Annotated in this window: 16 protein-coding genes; 2 read left to right on the plus strand and 14 right to left on the minus strand. The window is 41.6% G+C overall.

The features are described 5' to 3' along the window. Positions 1–87: 87 nt before the first annotated feature. From JMY09_RS12900 to JMY09_RS12965, 14 genes are all read right to left on the minus strand, one after another. A complete protein-coding gene (locus JMY09_RS12900) occupies positions 88–2,508 on the minus strand; it encodes a cold shock domain-containing protein (RefSeq protein ID WP_201624171.1) in 2,421 nt (806 codons plus the stop codon). 103 nt (positions 2,509–2,611) lie between these two features. Continuing rightward, entirely contained in the window at positions 2,612–5,293 is a 2,682-nt protein-coding gene (locus JMY09_RS12905; RefSeq protein WP_227677323.1) for an ABC transporter permease, read from the minus strand. A gap of 19 nt (positions 5,294–5,312) precedes the next feature. Then, the gene (locus JMY09_RS12910) at positions 5,313–6,020 is read right to left on the minus strand and encodes an ABC transporter ATP-binding protein (RefSeq protein ID WP_201624205.1); all 708 of its coding nucleotides are present in this window, start codon (positions 6,018–6,020) and stop codon (positions 5,313–5,315) included. A 62-nt stretch (positions 6,021–6,082) separates the two neighbouring features. Then, positions 6,083–6,949, minus strand: a complete 867-nt coding sequence (locus tag JMY09_RS12915) for an arylesterase (protein ID WP_201624173.1) — start codon at positions 6,947–6,949, stop codon at positions 6,083–6,085. A 218-nt stretch (positions 6,950–7,167) separates the two neighbouring features. Then, positions 7,168–8,463, minus strand: a complete 1,296-nt coding sequence (locus tag JMY09_RS12920; protein WP_201624174.1) for an MFS transporter — start codon at positions 8,461–8,463, stop codon at positions 7,168–7,170. Between the two features lie 291 nt (positions 8,464–8,754). Beyond that, positions 8,755–9,003, minus strand: coding sequence for a (Na+)-NQR maturation NqrM (gene nqrM, locus JMY09_RS12925; RefSeq protein WP_201624176.1), 249 nt, complete (start codon positions 9,001–9,003; stop codon positions 8,755–8,757). Positions 9,004–9,132: 129 nt separating this feature from the next. Continuing rightward, positions 9,133–10,302: an FAD:protein FMN transferase gene (locus tag JMY09_RS12930; RefSeq protein ID WP_201624178.1), complete on the minus strand. Its 1,170-nt coding sequence runs from the start codon at positions 10,300–10,302 to the stop codon at positions 9,133–9,135. Positions 10,303–10,418: 116 nt separating this feature from the next. Continuing rightward, positions 10,419–11,219, minus strand: coding sequence for an SDR family NAD(P)-dependent oxidoreductase (locus tag JMY09_RS12935; RefSeq protein ID WP_201624180.1), 801 nt, complete (start codon positions 11,217–11,219; stop codon positions 10,419–10,421). Between the two features lie 193 nt (positions 11,220–11,412). Continuing rightward, complete coding sequence (gene nqrF, locus JMY09_RS12940) at positions 11,413–12,648, minus strand: NADH:ubiquinone reductase (Na(+)-transporting) subunit F (protein WP_201624182.1); 1,236 nt, start codon at positions 12,646–12,648, stop codon at positions 11,413–11,415. A 115-nt stretch (positions 12,649–12,763) separates the two neighbouring features. Beyond that, positions 12,764–13,372, minus strand: a complete 609-nt coding sequence (nqrE, locus tag JMY09_RS12945; protein ID WP_201624184.1) for an NADH:ubiquinone reductase (Na(+)-transporting) subunit E — start codon at positions 13,370–13,372, stop codon at positions 12,764–12,766. After that, on the minus strand, positions 13,372–14,043 hold the full coding sequence (locus JMY09_RS12950; RefSeq protein WP_201624187.1) for an NADH:ubiquinone reductase (Na(+)-transporting) subunit D: 672 nt from the start codon (positions 14,041–14,043) through the stop codon (positions 13,372–13,374). Before JMY09_RS12950 ends, nqrE begins: the two co-directional genes overlap by 1 nt. Position 14,044: 1 nt before the next feature. Continuing rightward, positions 14,045–15,001, minus strand: a complete 957-nt coding sequence (locus tag JMY09_RS12955) for a Na(+)-translocating NADH-quinone reductase subunit C (RefSeq protein WP_201624188.1) — start codon at positions 14,999–15,001, stop codon at positions 14,045–14,047. Further along, a complete protein-coding gene (locus JMY09_RS12960; RefSeq protein ID WP_201624190.1) occupies positions 14,982–16,217 on the minus strand; it encodes an NADH:ubiquinone reductase (Na(+)-transporting) subunit B in 1,236 nt (411 codons plus the stop codon). Before JMY09_RS12960 ends, JMY09_RS12955 begins: the two co-directional genes overlap by 20 nt. Positions 16,218–16,222: 5 nt before the next feature. Next, complete coding sequence (locus JMY09_RS12965) at positions 16,223–17,575, minus strand: Na(+)-translocating NADH-quinone reductase subunit A (RefSeq protein WP_201624191.1); 1,353 nt, start codon at positions 17,573–17,575, stop codon at positions 16,223–16,225. A 996-nt stretch (positions 17,576–18,571) separates the two neighbouring features. On the opposite strand from JMY09_RS12965, the gene hisA reads away from it, so the two are divergent. Next, positions 18,572–19,312 carry a 1-(5-phosphoribosyl)-5-[(5-phosphoribosylamino)methylideneamino]imidazole-4-carboxamide isomerase gene (gene hisA, locus JMY09_RS12970; RefSeq protein WP_201624193.1) on the plus strand — a complete coding sequence of 247 codons (741 nt, stop codon included), beginning with the start codon at positions 18,572–18,574 and terminating at the stop codon, positions 19,310–19,312. 111 nt (positions 19,313–19,423) lie between these two features. Then, a complete protein-coding gene (locus JMY09_RS12975) occupies positions 19,424–21,151 on the plus strand; it encodes a mechanosensitive ion channel domain-containing protein (RefSeq protein WP_201624194.1) in 1,728 nt (575 codons plus the stop codon). The last annotated feature ends 410 nt before the right edge of the window (positions 21,152–21,561 follow it).

Here is a 21,561-nt window from a genome sequence, read left to right on the forward strand (position 1 = left end):
AAATCCCATCGAGAAGAAGTGGGCTCAAGTGAAGTTTTTACGCCAAGGTTGGATGGAAAATGACTTATCTAAATTGTTTTATGATATTCATCCAAAACATAACTCTTTTGTAGTGCAGTGACTATATTTCACTGCGTTTAACCTACTTCTATCATTGCTTACATCGTCTTTAAGTTGACAACTTTCATTTTGGCAGTGGAAGCTTGTGACAGCTTCTGTTTTTTTAATAGGTTCTGCAACCAGATAATTGTTTTTATTCAAATTTTCAGGAAAGTCAGGAATTTGAAAACCAATAGCCTGCCAATAGTGTAAATGTTTTATATATTGTTCACGTGAGTAATAACCCTGATAAGTAACAAACCATTTATTGCCATATTTATTAGTACCATGCTTTCCAATTAAGTCTTTGTCCCTTGATGGTGCGGAAATATTTGCCAATTTCTCAAAAGTTTCTAACATGGTTTGGTATTCTTGAGCTTGTTGGACAGGGTCTTTGTAGTCTAAACCGTCACCACAATTAGGACAAAAAATAGATTTACCTCGATGGGTAATAGGTACTTCATTAAGTTCTTGCCTGTTTATTTTCAGGTTCTGGTTTCTATCGTACATTATCTTAGTAGCACAGCAGGCAAAACAGTTTTGGCATATATACCAATTATTTGGACATTGTGCTACATCTCGACTATCTATAACATCATCACATCTACCATTTGAACAATGTGTGAGATAGACTTGATCTTCATTGTGACATTCTGAGTTATCACAAGAGAACGTATTGACTCTATCATAGCCATAACGAGAATCTTGTACAGGCTTCAAGACTCTTTTGCAGTCTCTACAGTTCAAGCGTTCTAAATATCTATTTACCTTATTGATAGTAGCGTATAACAGTTCTATATCATTGGCGTTATAGTCTATTTTCAGTATATTCAAAAATTCTATAAGGCTGTAGTCTTTCCAGTTTGTTGTCTCTTTTATGACTCTACAAGCATCAAAACATCGTGAGTTCTTGCACCACCAGAATTGCTTACCGCCTTCAGAAAAGTTAATTTTGTTATTCTTTGATTTAGATAGTCTGCCCTCACAAATTATAGGCTCTTTTCTTTTATTAGAAATAAATTGCACGTCGCCTTTTTCATAGTGATACTCTATAACTATCTTTTCTGTTTCAGGAATATAAACATCTCTTTTAGTTTCTTTGACTCTACCTGCACACAGATTAAAGTAACCATCTAGTAATAAAAGGTCGCTAGAGTCGGTTACTAAATCAGCAACTAGCTTCAAAACATCACCTTTTAAACTATATTTAGTAATTTTCTCTTTAGTATTGAGTTTATTAAGAAGCTGTATTACAACCATAGAAGAATAATCATCAAGTTTAATTTGACTTATTTCATCTAAGCTGAAAGATAGAGATTTTGTATGTATAAGGTTGAATATTCTCTTTATAAATAGTTGTTGTCTATCACTATCTATTATTGTTAAGTAGCTTGTATAGTCATCAAGTTCGAAATAATTAATGATTTCATCAAGTATTAGGTCTATTTTTATTAATGGCGGGGTAAAAAGTAAAAAAGTAGGTATGTATTCATGAAGATTTTGTTGGAATAGCAATTGATAAAATAGCTTAGAATCTGTATAGCTATTGAACACTAATGTTTGATTTTCAAAATCATGTACCAAATTATTAAGAATAGTTGGATAGTATGACTCTTTTATATTATTTAAAAATCCTTGCTCATATTTCTCATTAAGCAAAAATATATTTTCCGTAATGTATGTAAGTGGTATTTCGTCTTCAAGATTATCTATCCATAGTAGATAGTGGACGATATTTTGTTTGTTTTTATTTTTTAAATACTCAGTAGTTATATTAAAGGCTTTGCTTTCATCTTCAAAATAGTCAGAAAATTCACTAATTAGATTTTTGATCGAACAGATTTTTCTAATATCTATATACAAATAAATATAAGCGTCAATAGTTTTTTTAAATATATCCAAGTATTCAAAACCTATTATCTTAGCTATCAACACTAGAACTAAGGATAATGAGTTTTTATCTAACATGGTAAGACTATCTATGTTAGCCTTAATGAGGTCTAGATACTTATTCTCTTTTATGAAGTCAGGTTGGGTGATTAGCTCTAAAACTATTTCATGGATATTCTTTAGTGTTATAGTTTGAGTAGAATTTAATTGAGTTGTTTTAAAAAACAATTCTAATAGAAAATAAGCGTCACTCTCATCCTCTATGAGAGAAACATCATAGGCTTCCAGCTTTCCTGATTCTTTTTTAGATTCACGGACTTTAAAAGTAACGAGGGCATCTTCTGTGAGTTTATTTAGCTTATTTGAACTAGTGTTTAAAACCTGATTCTTATGAAAAAAAACACCATTATTCTCATTTTTATTAAAATCAATGAAGCCAAATTCTCCACCTGTTTTCGTACCGAACCAGATGACTTTACTAAGATAGCGTTGTGTAGTCTTGACTTCTAAATCTTTCATTCTTTTTACCTTGGTCGTCGACTATTTTGATGAATAGATCTTACACAATAAATTTGAATATCTAGAAGCATAATATCAGTAAAGTAGAGTAAACACTAAATGGTTAAATCATCGCCCGAACCCGAGCCATAATCCCGCGTCCAATCACCAAGCGCACGTAAATAACAGCGATGCCAAGCAATAGAGCGACCAGCGCCACACTACCAATTCCCAAGTTCATCCATGGCACGCTATAGCGTAGATTGAACCATTGGGTAATCGCCAACCACGCACCAACGCTAGCGATAGACACCGCGAATAGAGCAGCGCTAATCCCTAATACGCCAATCTCTAGCATATTCAGCTTATATAAATCAGACTTTTGCATACCGAGTAGTCGGAATGAGGCGCTCTCTTGCATCCGATCTTGTGACGTTGAGAGCAACGAGCTGATCAATACCATGATGCCTGTCAACAGTGCCAGCAAAGTGAAGATATAAACCAAACGGCTCATCTGCTCCACTAAGCTTTGGACTTGCTCAGCGATCGCTGTACCGTCAATAGTGGTTACCGCTGGGAACTGGCGTACTAGCTGTCCTTGCAAGTCTGGAATACTCACTTCTGGCACATGAGTCGTAGCAAACTGAATTTGCGGAGCGCTGGACAATACTGACGGCTCAAATAAGAAATAGAAGTAAGGACTAGGACCACGTTCATAGCGAGTACGGATACTAGTGATCTCTCCGGTTAGCTCGATACCTTGGATATTAAATAGGATTTGATCGCCCATTTTTACATTGAGCATACTTGCAGCGGTATCCAAGATAGACAGCGGTTGTACTTGCTCGATAGCTGACTTTTGCCTGTCTTGGTTTGCAATAGGGCTATAGAGCTGCTCATCTTCTAGCGCTTCACTAATAAACTCAGTATCCATCACCTTATCGGCATAGCTTAAATTAAACACTCGAGTAGGATCATCGTAGCCTTCAGTAGGTTCGATATCCTTGGCGAGCACCCCATTAGCGGTGATGACTCGCGCCCGAATGACTGGGAAATAAGTCACAGGAGCAGTAATGATATCGTTGATCGCATCGTGTTGATCGCTTTGAATATCTAACAAAAACAAATTAGGCGCATCTTCAGGATAAGCATTAACGAATTGCGCGTTAATACTATGATTAAGGGTAGTAATCAAGGTCAATACCGCTACCGATAGCGCTAAGGTGACAAAAAACAATGCCGACTGATTACCCTTACGAGCCAAGTTATGGATAGCGATGCGCTGCATCCAACTGACTTTACCAGTCGATGCTAACTTTGCCAGCAGCCAGAGCCAGCCACGTGCCAAAGCCCAAAATATAGCGATAAAGGCTATCAGGCCGATCAGTAACTGTGCGCCTAGCTTTAGGGAGTGGACTTCATAAGCTAAAAATCCATACAGCCCTAATAGCATCAAGCCATAGCCTAGGACGGGCCAGCGTTGATACCAGCTTTTATAAAAGGGCAAACGACGTTTTGCCGATTGACTAGCGCTCTGATTAAGTAGAGTTGCCGGCTTAGTATCGTTAAGAGGGCTTAAGCTGCGTTGGGTAATCAACAAAGTCAGCACTAATGCAATGACAATAGTCTTAACTATGCTGATAGGGTTGATAGCTAAGCCCAAATCTGGCGGCAAAATAGCTGATAAATAAGGCTGGCCTACCTTCAGTAAGATCAGGCTAAGCAGCACCGCCCCAACGCAGGCTAGTACCGCCATCACAGTTAATAGCCAATAGTAACTGCGCTTGATTGAGCCTATACGCTCACCTAAAGCCATGCGGATAGCGTTATTGGACTGCTGCTTATTTACAAAGGCGGTAATCACTCCATACATAGCTACAGCGGATAATAATAGAACGGCAATGACTAATAGCTTTAAAAACATCAACACATTATCGGAGATACGTGAAACCGAAGTATCTGCTGAATCAGCATCGGACAGCTCAATGTCAGGATAATTGCTCAGTATCTGAGTTAACTGCTCATTTTGCGCTGCCATAAGCTCAGGGTCACCTGCCAGCTCAATACGATAACTGATGCGGCTGCGCTGACTGACTAGATTAGTTGCTGCTAAAGCTTCCTTCTGCATTAATACGCGACCACCAAAGCCAAAGGCCGTTAAGGGACGATCCGGCTCTTTTATTAGCACGTCGCTGATTCTAAATTGCGCGTCACCTACAGTGATACTATCTCCGACTGCAATATTAAGACTGGTTAATACTTCCGGTGCCACCACCACGCTATCGGCACTAAGCTGTTGCCATAGGGGTTTGCCTGAGGCTAGTTCTACTTCACCGTATAAAGGGTAGGCAGGGGATACCGCTTTGACTCGTGCTAATAAGGTCTGCTCATCGGTAACCAACATGGCGTTAAACTGATAGTCATAGACCACTTGCTTGGCATCGAGGGTCTGTACTTGGCTAACTACCTCAGCTGGCCAGTCTTGGTTACTCGATAAGATCAAGTCGCCACCAACTAGCGCGCGCTGATTGTCATTGATATAAGTGTTGACGGACTGTTGGATAGAATCCAAGCTTAAGTAAGTCGCTAATGACAGCATCAACGTTAGCAAAAATAACAGCGGATATATCCAGCGCCGCCACCAACTGCGAGTCAATGCTTGCGTGCCTAAAGTTCGACCGCCAAACCAGCGACCAATTAAGCCGTTATTATGTGCTGAAGACGGCTGTGGGGTAGGACTAGACATAGAGTTATTATCCGTAGGCTTATGATTGCTCGACAAGTCATTCATTACAATACAGCTCATCCCTTACGCTATAGCGTTATCATGCCATCGTGCCATCGTGCCATCGTGCCATCGTGCCATCGTGCATAGTAATGACTCGATCGGCCATCTTCGCCAGCGAAGCGTCATGAGTCACTACTACTAATGCTGAGCCGGTCTGCTTACGCAAATCTAGTAATAGCTGCATCACTTGCGCCGCGTTTTGCTCATCCAAGTTACCAGTAGGCTCATCAGCGAATACTATCTTTGGCCGTGACACTAAGGCGCGTGCCACTGCGGTGCGTTGCTGCTCACCGCCTGATAACTGATTGGGCAAACTGTTACGTCTCGGCTGTAGTCCGACAGCTGCTATCAACTCATCGACCCGCACTTTATCTGGACGTCGGGCAATATCTAATGGAAAAGCAATATTTTCAGCAACCGTTAAGGTGGGTAGGAGATGAAAAGACTGAAATACAAAGCCCATATCACGTTGACGGATGACTGCTAAAGCATCTTCATCAAGAGCGCTTAGTGTTTCGCCAGCCAACTCTACTGAACCGCTATCGGGATAATCTAACGCTGCTAATAAACCGAGCAAGGTTGATTTTCCCGAGCCGGATTTACCCATGATGACCACAAACTCGCCAGCATTAACATAGATATCGACGTCTTTAATAATAGTTAGTTTTTGCTCACCCACGCTGACGGTTTTGTTTAAGTTTTTAGCTAATAATAAGGGTTGAGTAGTAGCGTTTGGCTCAGCCATTGAAGACAATTTAGTGGCTGGCATGGCTGATGCTAAGGCATTTTTTGATACTAACAGTGAAGTCATTGCGATGTCTCAGTGGCTGGAATTTCTACTGGAGTAAGCGAGTTTGCTTGTATCGACAGTAGCATTTTTTCAAGCTCAGGCTTTAACACAGGCAAGATATTATCATTGACGATGATGGTATAGCCTTCTTTAGTAGGATGAATAGCATCAGCTTGATTGAGCTTAGCATCACCACCTACCCCATCCAAGAAGAAAGGAATAAGAGGAACGTTCATGTCTTTGGCCACTCTAGGATAAATAGCTGAGAACGACTTAACGTAATCATTACCTAAATTGTCATAGATCTGCATACCCCCTAAGATGACTTCGCTACCATTATCCTGCAGGGTTTTAACCGCTGTCCGGATATTAGCTTCAATAGTTGCTACATCGAGTCCTCGAATGGCATCGTTAGCACCAATGGTCAAAATAGTAATATCGGGCTTAGTCTGTGCTACCCAGTCTAAGCGATTAACCAAACCAGTGCTGGTTTCACCGCTCAATCCTGAGTTGACGACTTTGATATTTTTATAGCCTAGCTGTTGTAGGCTGGCTTGTAGTTGAGCTGGATAATTGTCATCACTAGCTACGCCAAGACCTTCAGTCAAAGAGTCACCTAATGCTAGGATAGTTAGCGGAGCAAGGTTGGCTTGTTGAGTAGTATCAGTAACAGAATCAGCGTTATTGCTATCAGCAGCAGGAGTATTAACTGAGGTCGTCTCAGTAGTTTGAGCGTTATTAGTAGCATCTGCTTCAGGAGATTTCTGACAGCCGCTAAGCGCTAATACGCAGGTCATCATCGCCACCATCAAATAAGGCAGTGAGTTCGATACTGAGGCAAGGGTTTTTGTGCGCTGAGCCAAACTAAAAGAGCGGTTCATCATAACGGTCTTATCCTATGAGCAATCAAGCCAGTGTAGCAAAATAACTCTGCTAGCAATATGACGCTAAGGTTAACTTTAAGTGAGCTGAGTAACTTAATCTCAGGCGTTTAATAAAAATAACCTGACCAAAAAATAAGCTTTGAAAATTTATATTCAAAGCCCATCTTGGTTAACTGATATCCTAATTTATAGCTTGTTTTTTAGGAGGATAAATAGGTTTAAATCTTTTTGCCATCGACCATCACCGGACGACTGACCAACCAAGCAACACCGACATTTATAATCATTAAAATTAGGGTAATTAGCAGCGGTAAATCCCAATTATCAGTCACTTCGTGTAGCCACCCTGTACCTAGAGGGCCAAAAAAGGCAATCACATAACCGACGAACTGCGACATACCCGATAGCTCGCTAGCCTGATTGGTAGTATAAGTGCGCAATGAGAACAGCATTATAGTTAAGGTAAAAATAGCCGAGCAGCCTATGCCCATCATGCCTGACCACAACCATGCCCAATCCGTAGAGGCATAGCTTAGACCAGCAATACCTATAACGTTAAGAATAGCGGCAGATACTGCTAGGGCTTGAATAGGGCGACCGCGGTTAATAAGCCAAGTTAAGCTTAGGATGGATAACGGGGCCATAAACTGAAACACTGAGCCCATTTGTCCTGCACTGACGGCGCTCATGCCTTTACTGACTAAAATAGAGGGTAAAAAGCTAGCAACGGTATAATAGAGCAAAGATTGAAGGCCCAAAAACACACCAATTTGCCAGCCTAAGCCAGTACGCCATATAGAAATGTTTGAAGATTTCTGTGCAGTAACAGGGGCGATTTGATCGCTAGAAGATCCTAAGCGAAAGCGCAAAAATACCCAAATCGCGATAGCTAACATACTCAAAAATGACCAGCTACCTAACGCCCACTGCCAACCTATGCTTTCTGAGAGTGGTAGTACTACTCCTGCTACTATCCCAGCGGTTACCGTCATAGTTAGACTAAATAGGCCCGTGACTAACGGAATATTATTAGGGGTACGCTGTTTGATTACCGGAGCGGCTAAAGTATTGGCAAAACCAATAGCTAAAGTCAGTATCACCGTACCACTCAAAAACCCAGTCCAAGTCGGAATAAACGCTCGAATCATCATGCCGATGGTGAGCATGATAATCATGGCGATTAGCGTGTTCTCAATCCCAAAACGCTTACCAATACTAGGAGATATCAAAGCGCCAAGAGCAAAAGTCAGCATAGGCACTGCGCCTAACCAGCCGATTTGAGTCTCAGAGATATTCAGCGCTTCTTGCACTACTGGAGCAATGGAGCCGAGGGCAACGATAGGAGCTCGCATGTTAGTGCCGAGCAAAATCATAGCGCAAAGCACTAGCCAAAAGGTGAATTTTGAAGACGGAGGAGTAAACGCTTTCGAGTTATTCGAGGAAGGACTGGACGGCAAATCAGCAGAGTTAGACATAGCAACACGACTATTAGAATAAGAAAAATGACACGTCATTACCTAAGTACTGACAAAACAGCACTGTTGAGATGACACCAAAAAAATCTCACCATAAAGGTGATTAACATAATAGGTTAGCGCGGAAAACTGACTTGCAGAATGCAAGATATACGAATGTGTACTGCTACTTAGATAGAGTAGGACTAGTTATAAATTATTATTTTAAGGAATTATATAAAGGCATACAAAATAACGCTAAGCCCCTTTGATAAGGGTTAGCGCTATTATATAAGCATATGAGTTAGGGTAGTATCAGCGTATGGTAACTGACTACAGTTATTAGCGAAGTTATAGAGCCGGTTTACCCAATTGGGCCGACTTTACTGCATTGATTTGCTGTTCAGCAGTGATCGTTTCGCATTTATTAGGATCATCGCCGCAATACGAGCATTTTTCTTCGCCCATGAGTTTGGCAACCCCACCACATGAGCCTCTGAGGGGCTGTTTTTTAAACATATAACCAATACCCATGAATAAAAAGAACAACACAAATACGCTAAAGGTAATAGCGAGCATAGGAAGCAATTGGTTTAGCATCAGGTAACCTCGATTCTAAAATTAACACGGTAATCAGTAATAATTACTGGTTATAGTATAACAAATTTCTGCGCTGCTCGTTGGTTATCAGTGTGATATTCCTACTCAGCTATGGTTGCTTGAACCCAGTTAAGGTTTTTTGTCAGCACGTAGACTTTTCATTGTCGGGGTTTCTACTACTTGCCAGTCCTTGACCGCATCAACACTAGGGTCTGAATTAATGCTACTAGCTTGCAAGCCGTCTGCCAAGATAACAAATAAGGCCGCTACGTTGTTTTTTTGAGCAACGGCTAGCGCTTTTTGGTAGGGCATCGCTGTCAGTGCCGTGGCCCAAGCATCAGCTAGTGCTACGGATTCAGCGGCGACAGTGACGGAGGGTGCACCACCAACAATAGGCTCACCAGTAGTGGGATCGATAGTATGGCTATAATGCTTATTATCAAAAATAATAGAGTTACGATAGTTCCCTGAGGTTGCTAAATGCATTCTATTACCCAAGTTCTTAGGTTGGCGAATAGTGGCAATAGTTTGACGCTCAGTAACGGTGCTGCCTTCAATAGGTGCATCGATAGCTATTTGCCAAGGTTGTTGCTGATTACTAGCGCCAGATGTTGCTACTTCACCACCAATCTCCACCATATAATTGCGGATTTTGTAGTCATCTTTTAATACAGTAGCGATGACATCGACGCCATAGCCTTTGGCTACTGCCGAAAAGTCTAAGCCAATTCCTTGTTTAGTCTTCTGAATAGCATTGCCGTTTTGCAGCACTCCTTTGAAATCTACTAAGGCTTTTGCTTGCGCAATCTCAAGGGCACTAGGGGGACTTTGCAAACGTTCAACGGTCATAGTGCTACCGAACCCCCAAGTTTCAACTAAGGGCATAACAGTAGGATCAAATGCCCCGTTTGACAGCTCATAGACTTGTCTTGATACAGCCAATACGTGACTGAAATCAGCATCTATAGTAATAGGCGTATCTTTAGCCAAACGATTGAATTTAGAGATAGTAGAGTCATCTTTATAAGTAGACATACTGTCATTGATCTGTTGCAAGCGTTTGTCTATCGAGGCTTGAATAGCGGCTTCGTCAGCGCCTTTGGGCAACTGATAGCTAATATGATAACTAGTACCCATAGTCTCACCAGTTAGATAACTATAATCTGGCGTTTGCTGGCAAGCGCTCAAGCTCAAAAGCGTTACAACACTAGCAGCAGCAACTACAGTCTTACTACTAACTAAAGTATTGCCTAAGGTGTTTGATAAGTTGGATTTAGCGAACTGCGTTAAGTTTTTCATAGAAGTTTTGGGTATAGGCTAGGGGTAAAGGGTTTGGTAATACTATTGTACCTATTTTATACCCCTTAGCTCCAATAATCACAAACATTCAGCGATAGCAAAACAGCTCAGTGCGCTCATTTAACTTTTGATTCTCGGATTAGCTTATAAAGCTGTGCTGGAGATAGTCGATTAATCATCATGGCTAGCTTTTCTTTGCGACCAGCAATAATGATGTATTCTTGGTTTTTTGCTAAAGCTTTACAGGCTTGCTTAGCGAACGCTTTGGCGCTCAAGCCTTTATCGGTAGCATCATCCATAGTACCTTGGACGCTACCATCGCCAGTTAAAGCATTTATAGAGACGTTAGTTTGGATAAACCCGGGGAATATAGTCGCTACCTCGATACCTTTATCATGTAACTCAGCACGTAAGCTGTTAGCCCATAAATGGATAGCGGCTTTAGCGGCACTATAAGCGCCACGATATTGAGTACCGATTAGTCCAGCCACGCTAGATATCATTACTACTTTACCACCTCCTTGAGCGAGCATATCTGCTAGTACTAGTCTAGTCAGACGAGTTTGGGCGAAGTAGTCTATTTCCATTATTTTGCGTTCTACGTCCTCGGCTGTTTCCATAATTAACGAACGTTGGCTGATACCCGCATTGTTAATCAGCCAGTCAATTTTTATTGCTTGGCTTTTAATAGAGCGATAAGCCTTTTGCGCTTGTTCAGCATCACTAATATCAAAGGCGAGGATAATATGCCTCTCTGAGTTTCTACAACGCTCTTGCACGCTGAGTAGTTTTTCACTATTACGCCCGCTTAAAATAATTTTTGCACCGCGTTTGGCAAACTCAATAGCTAAAGCTTCACCGATACCGCTTGAAGCACCAGTTATCCAAATGGTGAGATCTTTATAGTTTGTTTTCATAACAGTCCTTGGTTTTATAGTCAGTTTTAACCAATGATATAAGAAAGCAGAATCAACTTACTATGCAGATTTGTAGTCGTCAAAAGCAGCTAGGGCACTAAATGAGAGCTATAAAAAAAGAGCCTCAGATGAGACTCTCAATTTACATATTTTAGTAACTATTATAAAACAGGGTAGTTATTAATAAACTATCTTAACCACCGAAATCATCAAGCATAATGTTTTCGTCTTCCACACCCATACTGTGTAGCATATCGATTACCGCCGCATTCATCATCGGTGGTCCACACATATAGTATTCACAATCTTCTGGACTTGGATGATCTTTTAGATATTCTTCCAGTAATACGTTATGAATAAAGCCTGTATAACCGTTCCAATTATCTTCTGGTAGTGGATCAGATAGAGCCACATGCCACTCAAAGTTAGAGAAATCCTTTTGCAGTTGATCGTAATCTTCTACATAGAACATCTCACGGATTGATCGTGCACCGTACCAAAAGCTAATTTTGCGATTAGTGTGCAAGCGTTTGAGCTGATCAAAAATATGTGAACGCATCGGCGCCATGCCAGCACCACCACCAACAAAGATCATTTCAGCTTCAGTATCTTTAGCGAAGAATTCACCATAAGGTCCTGATACAGTAACTTTATCACCAGGCTTTAAGCTGAAGGTCCATGAGGACATTTTACCTGGTGGTATGCCATCTGGGCCACGAGGCGGCGGACTAGCAATACGAATATTGAATTTGATCAAGCCACGCTCATCAGGATAGTTGGCCATCGAATAAGCACGAATAACTGGCTCATCAACTTTAGACACATAGTTAAAAATGCCAAACTTTTCCCAATCTTCTCTATATTCTTCAGCGATATCGAAGTCTTTATAATGTACTTCATGCGCTGGCGCTTCTAACTGTACATAACCACCAGCACGGAATTTTACTTCTTCGCCTTCTGGAATCTTTAGTACTAATTCTTTGATAAAGGTTGCAACGTTATCATTAGAGAGAACTTCACATTCCCATTTTTGTACATCAAAGAATTCAGGATCAATCTCAATCTTCATGTCTTGTTTGACCGCAACCTGACAAGCCAAACGCATATGATTGCGAATTTCACCTTGAGTAAAATAGCCTGTTTCAGTAGGCAGAATAGAACCGCCGCCTTCAATAACTCGGCAACGACACTGCGCACAAGTACCACCACCACCGCATGCTGAAGATAAAAATATGCCTTCAGCAGCGAGGGTCTGTAATAGCTTGCCGCCTGCTGGGGTAACTACATCATTTTCAGAATTATCGTTGATATGAATAGTCACATCGCCTGAACTGACCAATCTAGAACGGGCAGCTAAAATAATAGCAACAAGTCCCATGATGATCACAGTGAACATGGCAACGCCACCAATCGCCGTAGCATAATCCATGGTAGGGTATCCTTAATCTATGGGGTAGGGGTGCTAAGAGTCATTATAATATTTGCTCCGCACCCTTACCGAATAAATGAATTTAATATCTCAAATAGCTAATAAGGTTTGTCGTTTAAATGGACATACCACCGAACGACATAAAGCCTAGTGACATCAGACCGACAGTGATAAAGGTAATTCCTAATCCCTGTAACGGTGCTGGAATGTCAGAGTACTTGAGCTTCTCGCGGATACCGGCCAATACAGTAATAGCTAATGCCCAACCAAGACCTGCACCAGCTCCATAGACCATTGATTCACCAAAGTTGTAGTCACGCTCAACCATGAACAGTACGCCACCTAAGATGGCACAGTTAACGGTTATCAAAGGTAAAAATATCCCAAGAGCGTTATACAGAGCAGGAACGAACTTATCCAAGAACATCTCTAGAATCTGCACTGTTGCCGCTATTAGACCGATGTAGCTGAGGAGTCCTAAAAAGCTTAGATCGATATTTGGGAAACCTGCCCATGCCAGCGCTCCATCCTTTAAGATGAACTGAAATAACAGGTTGTTGAGCGGTACAGTAATGGCCATTACGACCACTACTGCGACACCAAGACCTATAGCGGTCGAGACCTTTTTAGATACTGCCAAAAAAGTACACATGCCTAAGAAGTAGGCTAACGCCATATTCTCAATAAACACTGAGGTGATAAACAAACTAACATAATGTCCCATTAGTGACCCCCTCCGTGTGCCATACCTTTAGATTGTGGCTTCATTACAAATTCAGCTTCTTCAATCTGTTCAGGCTTCCAAATGCGAATAATGACGATAAACATCGCAATAATAAAGAACGCTGATGGCGGTAAAAGTAGCAGACCATTAGGTACATACCAACCACCGTCAGTCACCGGCTGTAATATGGTAAAACCAAACCAGCTGCCTGATCCTAATATTTCACGAATAGTAGCGACAAATAATAGTACAGCAGAATAACCGAGACCATTACCAATACCATCTAAAAAGCTTGGAACCGGAGGATTGCTCATGGCATAAGCTTCTGCGCGACCCATCACAATACAGTTAGTAATAATAAGACCAACGAATACTGATAGGCCCTTACTAACATCGTAAGCGACCGCTTTTAGGATCTGATCGACTACGATAACCAAAGAGGCAATGATAGTCATCTGTACAATAATACGAATACTTGAGGGAATCTTTTTACGAATAATGGAGATAAAAAAGCTTGAAAACGCAGTTACTAATGTTAAGGCCACACTCATAACTAAAGCGTTAGAGACGCTAGTAGTCACTGCTAGGGCCGAACAGATACCTAAGATTTGCAAGCCGATAGGGTTGTTATCAAAAATAGGGGAAACTAAAATATTCTTTATATCAGCCATCTTATGCCTCCTTGCCGTTTGCTGCTGGTGCTACAGATGCCAGCTCAGTTACGGAATGCATCTCTTGTTTAGCAAGGTTTTGAGCTTGAGCATTAGATAAGCTCTGGCCTAGCTTTTTATAAGAGATTTGCTTTGCTTGAGTGTCGGTCTTTTGCATAGTTTGACCACTCTGTTTACGCTGCTGATCTAAGTAGGGCTTGTAACCTTGATCCCCTAACCAAAACTGAATCATGTTGCTGACGCCGCGACTAGTCAAAGTTGCTCCACTGATACCATCGATCCAATTATCTTTTGGATTACCAGCTTTAGTCACTCCAGTAGCTACTTCACCCTTGTCGTCATAAGAATGGATACCATTCCAAGTAGCACGCCATTTTGGCTCTTCGATACGAGCGCCTAGACCTGGAGTTTCTTTATGATCATAAAAGCTAATACCTTTGATAGTGTTCATATCGCTTTCAAGGGTCAAGAAACCATAGATAGTGCCCCACAGGCCATAGCCTTGAATAGGCAGGACTACCATTTCTGGTTTACCAGCATCATCATTCTTCACATATACTTTAGCGTATTTAGGTTTGCGACCAATACTAGCTGGATCATTGCTACCTAAATCCACGCTTAACGCAGCATTCTTACTAGCCTGACTAGCATCATAAGTATTACGATCATCGATACCGACCGCCCCTAATTGAGTATCATCTAAGTAACTACCACTGTCTAAATCAACGATTTCAATTTTGAAATCTTTAAAGCGTTCGGCGACATCAGCATTAGTATCTACTGCTGGATCAAACATGCCAGCCGCTACTAAGATATTCTTATTGCGATCTAAGCGCGCATTCTCGACTTGCTGTGGTTTGAGACCAACGGCGGCGGCTGAGACCAATACTGAACACACCAAGCATAGCGTCAACGCTACACCGATGGTTTTCATATTATTACTTTTGGGCTTGGACATAACGAACTCTCCTTGCCGTTTGGCGCTTGATATTTGCTTGAGTCACAAAATAATCAAACAATGGGGCAAATAAGTTAGCAAAAAGAATAGCTAGCATGATGCCTTCTGGAAAGGCTGGGTTGACTACACGTATTAACACCGTCATAAAACCGATCAAGATACCGTAGGCCCAACGTCCTTTATTAGTATGAGCCGCTGATACTGGATCAGTAGCCATAAAGACCGCACCAAAAGCAAAACCACCGATTACTAAATGCCAGTAGAACGGCAGTGCCATCATCAAGTTTTTTTCTGACCCTATCATGTTAAAGATAAGTGAGGTGGCGACTAAACCAATCACACAGCCTGACATGATGCGCCAAGAAGCAATACGCGTCCATAACAGTACCGCTGCACCAAACAAGATAGCCAAAGTTGATACTTCACCGATACTGCCTTGGATATTGCCTAAAAAAGCATCGCTCCAAGTAATAGCTTGGCCATAGACGTTAGTGAAGTTCTCAGGGCTTACACCAAGAGCGGCTAAGCCAAGTGGTGTGGCTCCAGAGAAGCCATCGACTGCTGTCCATACTGAGTCGCCAGAGATATAAGACGGATAAGCGAAGTATAAAAACGCACGACCTGATAGGGCAGGGTTAAGGAAGTTCTTACCAGTACCACCGAAGACTTCCTTAGCAACGACCACCCCGAATATGATACCCAAGGCCACTTGCCATAAAGGGATATCTGGTGGCATGATCAAAGCATAGAGTATTGAAGTCACAAAGAAACCTTCGTTAACTTCATGCCCACGAGTAATGGCAAATATAATCTCACAAGTGATACCGACTACGAAAGTGACGATATAAATAGGTAAGAACTGCATTGCCCCATAGACAAAGCAAGCCCAGACACTCTCTGGATTATAGCCTACCATGCCTGTGATGATAGTGCGCCAGCCATCGGCTTGTAAACCTAGCTCGGTAATAGCGGTTAGGGCTTGATGACCGACGTTATACATCCCAAAAAACATGGCTGGGAAAGTACACATCCATACGGTAATCATAATGCGTTTTAGATCGATACCATCGCGTACGTGTGATGAGGTAAAAGTCGTTGAATCTGGTTGACGCAAGAAAGTGTCAAACATCTCAAAGATAGGATAATACTTCTCGTGCTTGCCACCCTTAAGGAAGGACGGCTCCATACGATCGAACATATTGTGTAAAAATTTCATCGTGGTTAGCCCTCCAGCTCAATGCGTGTCAAATTATCACGCAAAATATCGCTGTATTCATATTTGCCAGGAGATACAAAGGTACATAAAGCTAGATCTTCTTCATCCAGCTCAAGCACACCCAGATCAACCGCAGTAATAATGTCTTCAATAATTAACGCACGTAGTAACTGCGTAGGCAAATAGTCTTGTGGCATGATTTCTTCATAGACGCCGATAGGTACCATTGCCCGTGGTGAACCATTAGTCGAAGTAGTAAAGTTGTATTTCTTACTACCAAAGAACTGCGAAATATAGATTGGTAGCTTGGAAAAACGGTTTTTACCTGGGCTGAAAAAGTGGAACGCTGGACGCTCATGACCTTCAGACAAAACACTGACTTGATCGTGATAACGACCTAAGTAAGCGACATTACTAAATAGTTTGCGACCAGATAATACTGAGCCGGAGATGATGCGATTATCACCAGCTAGTAATTTACCTTTAGTCAATCCAGTAATATCAGCACCACGTTCAGTTGCTACTAGATGCGGCTCCTTGACTGCAGGACCTGCCAAACTAAGTAAGCGACGAGTATAGAGACGACCGGTAGTAAATAGTTTGCCGATAGCAATGACGTCTTGATAGCCTATAGTCCAGACACTGACGCCACGACTTAGTGGATGCAAAAAGTGAATGTGAGTGCCAGCTAGACCTGCTGGATGCTTACCCGCAAAACTATGATACTCAGTAACGTTATTAGCAGCACTATGTGCTAATGGTGTTAGATGGGCGTCACCATGATGACAGACAAAAGTCTTAGGGCTTAGAGTTGATAGCACTGCTAAACCGTCATTAAATGCTTGCGTTTGTTCATTGATTAGCAGCATCGGGTCGTAAGCTAATGGATTGGTATCCATGGCAGTGACAAAAATAGCATGCGGACGAGCACCTATTTCAGGAGCGCGGCTATAGGGACGCGTACGAAACGCTGTCCATTCGCCAGAGGCTAGTAGTTGAGTCTCAACTGCTTCGGAGTCAAGATCAGCAAGTTGCTGGGAGTCATAACGCTGAAATTCTACTTCTTCACCGTTAGGGTCGACTGCAATAACCAGACTCTCAAACACACGACGCTCACCGCGATTGATGGCAATAACTTTGCCAGCAGCAGGAGCAGTATAGATGACACCAACCCGTTTTTTATCTTCAAAAACTGGTTGGCCTTTGGCTACAATGTCGCCTTCTTTGACGTTCATGGTGGGCTTCATACCCACATAATCGTAACCAATGAGTGCCACATGTGCGGGTCTGTGCTCGGATATCTCGCGGGAGGGTTCACCGGTGATAGGCAAATCCAAACCTTTTTTGATGGTAATCATAAGCGAAAACTTAGTCCATAGTCTAAAACGATACCAGACGTCCTGTATGGTATATCGGTAGGATTTGCTTCAATATCACTAAAAGCATTCAATCCTCTGCATTTTTGCTAGGGCAGGAAGTGAATGTCTTAACAGCGACACTAGGGCATTACTACTAAATAAGAGGATCAACGCTGACCTTAGACTCCTTAACAACACGTTAATATCTTATTCGAACTACCAGGTGGCGACCGGCTACCAGGGTGCATACTAAAGCTATCCGTCCTAAATAAACTAACAAACTAGTCTGTTTAAGCAATAGGACGTTTTAGCATACCTTGTATTAAAATCTGTAATATCAATTTGAGTGAGTTAGGGAAATATAGAATTGTTTAGCAATAGATGGCTATCAATAGCAGAACAGTAAATAGCTTACAAAAATATTTACTTAAGACTGCCTGACGATTTACATAAGATAGTAGCATCTACAAAGGCTATTCATTGATAGACCTAATTCAAGCCACTTGATAAGATGGTGACTCAAGATAGCATTAATCTTGTATTGTTAATCGCACTATATAACGTGGATATAAGTCTTATCCTACCTATTTCATCTATTTCTACCTATAACACTTAGCTAAATCACTAATACCTTAGCAGTGACTTAATAATACCTAGTGTTTCCCATATAGAAACATATACAAATTTACCTAGGATTATACGCTAAATTAACCTAAAATTGCCAGTCAGTCACCCAATTTAGCTAATATTAGGGTGTCTGTTAATGGTTCAAACTTATAGTTATGAATGTTAAACTATTGATTAATTATACTAATATATAGATATTTTATTCATGCTTATTTTACTGCTAATTGCAATAGCTAATTGAGTTCATGAGTTAGAAGTTGCTAAATTTTTTACATAAATCAGGGGTTTTTAATACTTGCGCTGATTGTTCTATTTTTGCTCTTATTGCTTTTATTTTTATCAATATAATGCCCTTATAAGGAATGCTCTATGTGTGCTGTGCCAGTAATTATTCCCGCTATTGATCTTAAAGATGGAAAATGTGTGCGTCTAAAACAAGGCCGTATGGAAGATGATACGGTATTTTCTGATGACCCAGTAGCGATGGCTGAGCGTTGGGTGCTCGAGGGTGCGCGCCGCTTGCATTTGGTTGATTTGAATGGGGCATTTGATGGAGTGCCAGTACATAAGCAAGTAGTTCAGGACATAGCCAAAGCTTTTCCCAACTTGCCTATTCAACTCGGTGGTGGTGTGCGGACTATGCGTACTATTGAAGAATACATCGTTGCTGGTCTGACTTATATTATTATTGGTACTAAAGCGGTAGAAGATCCTGATTTTGTCGCTGAAGCTTGTCGTGAGTTTGCTGGACATATCATCGTAGGTATCGATGCCAAAGATGGCATGGTGGCTACTCACGGTTGGGCCAACGTTACTGATACTAAAGCTACAGAGCTTGCCAAACGTTTTGCGGATGTCGGCGTGTCTTCTATCGTCTATACTGATATTAATCGTGATGGCATGATGCAAGGCGTCAACGTTGAACAAACAGTCAACTTAGCTCGCGAAGGTGGTCTTCCAGTGATTGCTTCTGGGGGTGTTACTAATATGAAAGATATCGAGTTATTAAAGCCGTATGGTGACTGTATTGAAGGCATCATTACTGGTCGAGCTATCTATGAAGGCACGCTGGATTTAGGCGCAGCACAGCGCTATTTAGACCTCAAGTAAAGTAACAGCGAGCTAGTCAGTAAACCAGTCATTGATAAACCAGTCACTAAGAAACCAGTCATTAAGCCGCTATGTTTCAACATCCTTAATGGCCCTTAACCAAGGATGTTTATGGCCGCCCCTGTTGACCTTGTCGCCACCCGTAAATTACTGCCAGCCAGCCAATGGTCAGCTGGCAGACTGCTAGTATGCAGCTTGTTACTACTGCTAGGCTTAGTTATTAGTCGTTCACCTAGCTATGCTGCTACTGCTGCTAATACTGATAATGCGGTCAATCTATCTAATGGCGTGCTAGCAGATACGGCAACCGCCTTAGGGTTGCCCGAGGGTTCTTTGACTGCTCAAAGTCCATCAAGTGCTACAGCAGCGGATGCCGCTAAGACTAGTGGCGCTGCTACTGAGCCTGTCAAGCCATCACCCGTTATCAGTGGTGAAAGCACCAACAACGCGCAGATAGAAACTAGCCCAACCCCGCAAAAAGATCAAGATATCCGTCAACGTATCGACGGTATTTTTTCTGAAATCGAAGGCTTGCAAGCAGTTACTGTTAGTGTGACGCAAGGTGTAGTCAGCTTAGCTGGCGAAACTGCAAACGAGAAAAAAGCCCAACAGGCGATCAATCTAACCAACCGTTTGACGGATGTAGTTACTGTTGAGGACAAGATCACTCGTACGTTGGATGTACAAGATAATGTCACTACTGTCTATCAAAGTCTAAGAAACCAAACTAGAAACTTGCTCAAGGCTATGCCGCTAATATTGGTTGGTATAGTGATATTTGCTATTGTTAGTTGGTTCGGTAGCTGGTTATCTAATCGTAAGAAATTTTGGCAACGTCTAACTCCTAATCCTTTTATAGCTGAGCTATTATCACAAACCGTCAAAGTCATCTTTATTATCTTTGGCTTAATATTGGCATTGAGTTTAGTAGGAGCAGAGACTTTATTAGGGACCTTGCTAGGGGGTGCAGGGGTCATCGGCATTGCGGTAGGTTTTGCAGTAAAAGATAGTATAGAGAATTACATTGCCTCATTGCTACTCAGTATTCGCCAACCTTTTCGCGCCCGTGATCACATAGTCATTAATAGCAAAGAAGGTATCGTGGTGCGTCTTACCTCACGGGCAACTATTTTGATGACCTTAGATGGTAATCAGTTGCGTATTCCTAATGCTGAAGTGTTTAAAGCGACTATCCTTAACTATACCAAAAACCCCGAACGGCGCTTTACTTTTGAGCTGGGTGTCGATGCTAATGATGATCCATTAGCAGCGATAAAAGTGGGCTTAGATGCGATATGTACTTTAGACTTCGTATTAGAGAAGCCAAAAGCTATTGCTGTTATTGCTAATGTTGGCGATTCCAATATCCTTCTAGAGTTTCAAGTATGGGTCGATCAAACTGAAACTAACTTTGCCAAAGCGCGTAGTATTGCTATTCGCGAAACCAAACATGCTCTAGAAAACGCAGGTTTTAGCTTACCTGAACCTATTTATAAATTACGCTTTACCCATAAAGTAGAAAAAGCGCTCGAGCATCTACAAAATACCAATAGTAGTAATGCGCCCACATCAGACCTTATTGTTCAACCAACCACTGCTCAACCACTGCACCCTATTATAAAAAATGAAAACGTTGATAACATTGATAATGTCGATAATGTCGATAATGTCGATAAAAGACAGGCTAAAGCTCGTGCTAAGCAAATTCTACAAGGATTAGAGGGTAACGAAGTGCTGGATGCTAGACCTGATCAGAAACTAATGGATAAAGTCGAACAAGAAATAGCCGATAATTCTGGTGAAACTGACTTACTAAATAAAAACAGCCCGCAGGAGTAGCTATAGCAGCAGGCTAACTATAAAAATCACTGATATGAATTATTCATCATTTAAACCTTAGAGGTAATAACTATGCAAAGAAAACATTTAATCGTCTTTACCTTGGCGACTATTTTATTATTACTCGGTTTTAATATGATCAATGTCAATAAACATGAGAAAAATAAAACCGCTCAAGTTGCTCATTAGACGGCTGTAGTCCCAGAGTCAAACACGGAGTTTGATGCTAATGATGCTCAGGCTAACAGCAATAATACTAACAGCTGAGCTGCTATCGGCGCACAACCCCTAGCTGAGCACTCTACAGCAGTTGTTAATAATGTTAGTGTAGATAGTGAGCAAGCTCAGCAATTCGAGTAATAGCGTCTAGAGCAAGTGGAAGGCGCCTAGTGATAGCAGCAATCAGCGAG

Source organism: Psychrobacter urativorans (assembly GCF_904846695.1).
Lineage (GTDB): Bacteria > Pseudomonadota > Gammaproteobacteria > Pseudomonadales > Moraxellaceae > Psychrobacter > Psychrobacter urativorans.

Excerpts from the sequence above, each read along its gene's own strand:
- JMY09_RS12900 (WP_201624171.1), bottom strand. The coding sequence starts at position 2,508 with ATGAAAGATTTAGAAGTCAAGACTACACAACGCTATCTTAGTAAAGTC.
- JMY09_RS12905 (WP_227677323.1), bottom strand. The coding sequence starts at position 5,293 with ATGAGCTGTATTGTAATGAATGACTTGTCGAGCAATCATAAGCCTACG.
- JMY09_RS12910 (WP_201624205.1), bottom strand. The coding sequence starts at position 6,020 with ATGGCTGAGCCAAACGCTACTACTCAACCCTTATTATTAGCTAAAAAC.
- JMY09_RS12915 (WP_201624173.1), bottom strand. The coding sequence starts at position 6,949 with ATGATGAACCGCTCTTTTAGTTTGGCTCAGCGCACAAAAACCCTTGCC.
- JMY09_RS12920 (WP_201624174.1), bottom strand. The coding sequence starts at position 8,463 with ATGACGTGTCATTTTTCTTATTCTAATAGTCGTGTTGCTATGTCTAAC.
- nqrM (WP_201624176.1), bottom strand. The coding sequence starts at position 9,003 with ATGCTAAACCAATTGCTTCCTATGCTCGCTATTACCTTTAGCGTATTT.
- JMY09_RS12930 (WP_201624178.1), bottom strand. The coding sequence starts at position 10,302 with ATGAAAAACTTAACGCAGTTCGCTAAATCCAACTTATCAAACACCTTA.
- JMY09_RS12935 (WP_201624180.1), bottom strand. The coding sequence starts at position 11,219 with ATGAAAACAAACTATAAAGATCTCACCATTTGGATAACTGGTGCTTCA.
- nqrF (WP_201624182.1), bottom strand. The coding sequence starts at position 12,648 with ATGGATTATGCTACGGCGATTGGTGGCGTTGCCATGTTCACTGTGATC.
- nqrE (WP_201624184.1), bottom strand. The coding sequence starts at position 13,372 with ATGGGACATTATGTTAGTTTGTTTATCACCTCAGTGTTTATTGAGAAT.
- JMY09_RS12950 (WP_201624187.1), bottom strand. The coding sequence starts at position 14,043 with ATGGCTGATATAAAGAATATTTTAGTTTCCCCTATTTTTGATAACAAC.
- JMY09_RS12955 (WP_201624188.1), bottom strand. The coding sequence starts at position 15,001 with ATGTCCAAGCCCAAAAGTAATAATATGAAAACCATCGGTGTAGCGTTG.
- JMY09_RS12960 (WP_201624190.1), bottom strand. The coding sequence starts at position 16,217 with ATGAAATTTTTACACAATATGTTCGATCGTATGGAGCCGTCCTTCCTT.
- JMY09_RS12965 (WP_201624191.1), bottom strand. The coding sequence starts at position 17,575 with ATGATTACCATCAAAAAAGGTTTGGATTTGCCTATCACCGGTGAACCC.
- hisA (WP_201624193.1), top strand. The coding sequence starts at position 18,572 with ATGTGTGCTGTGCCAGTAATTATTCCCGCTATTGATCTTAAAGATGGA.
- JMY09_RS12975 (WP_201624194.1), top strand. The coding sequence starts at position 19,424 with ATGGCCGCCCCTGTTGACCTTGTCGCCACCCGTAAATTACTGCCAGCC.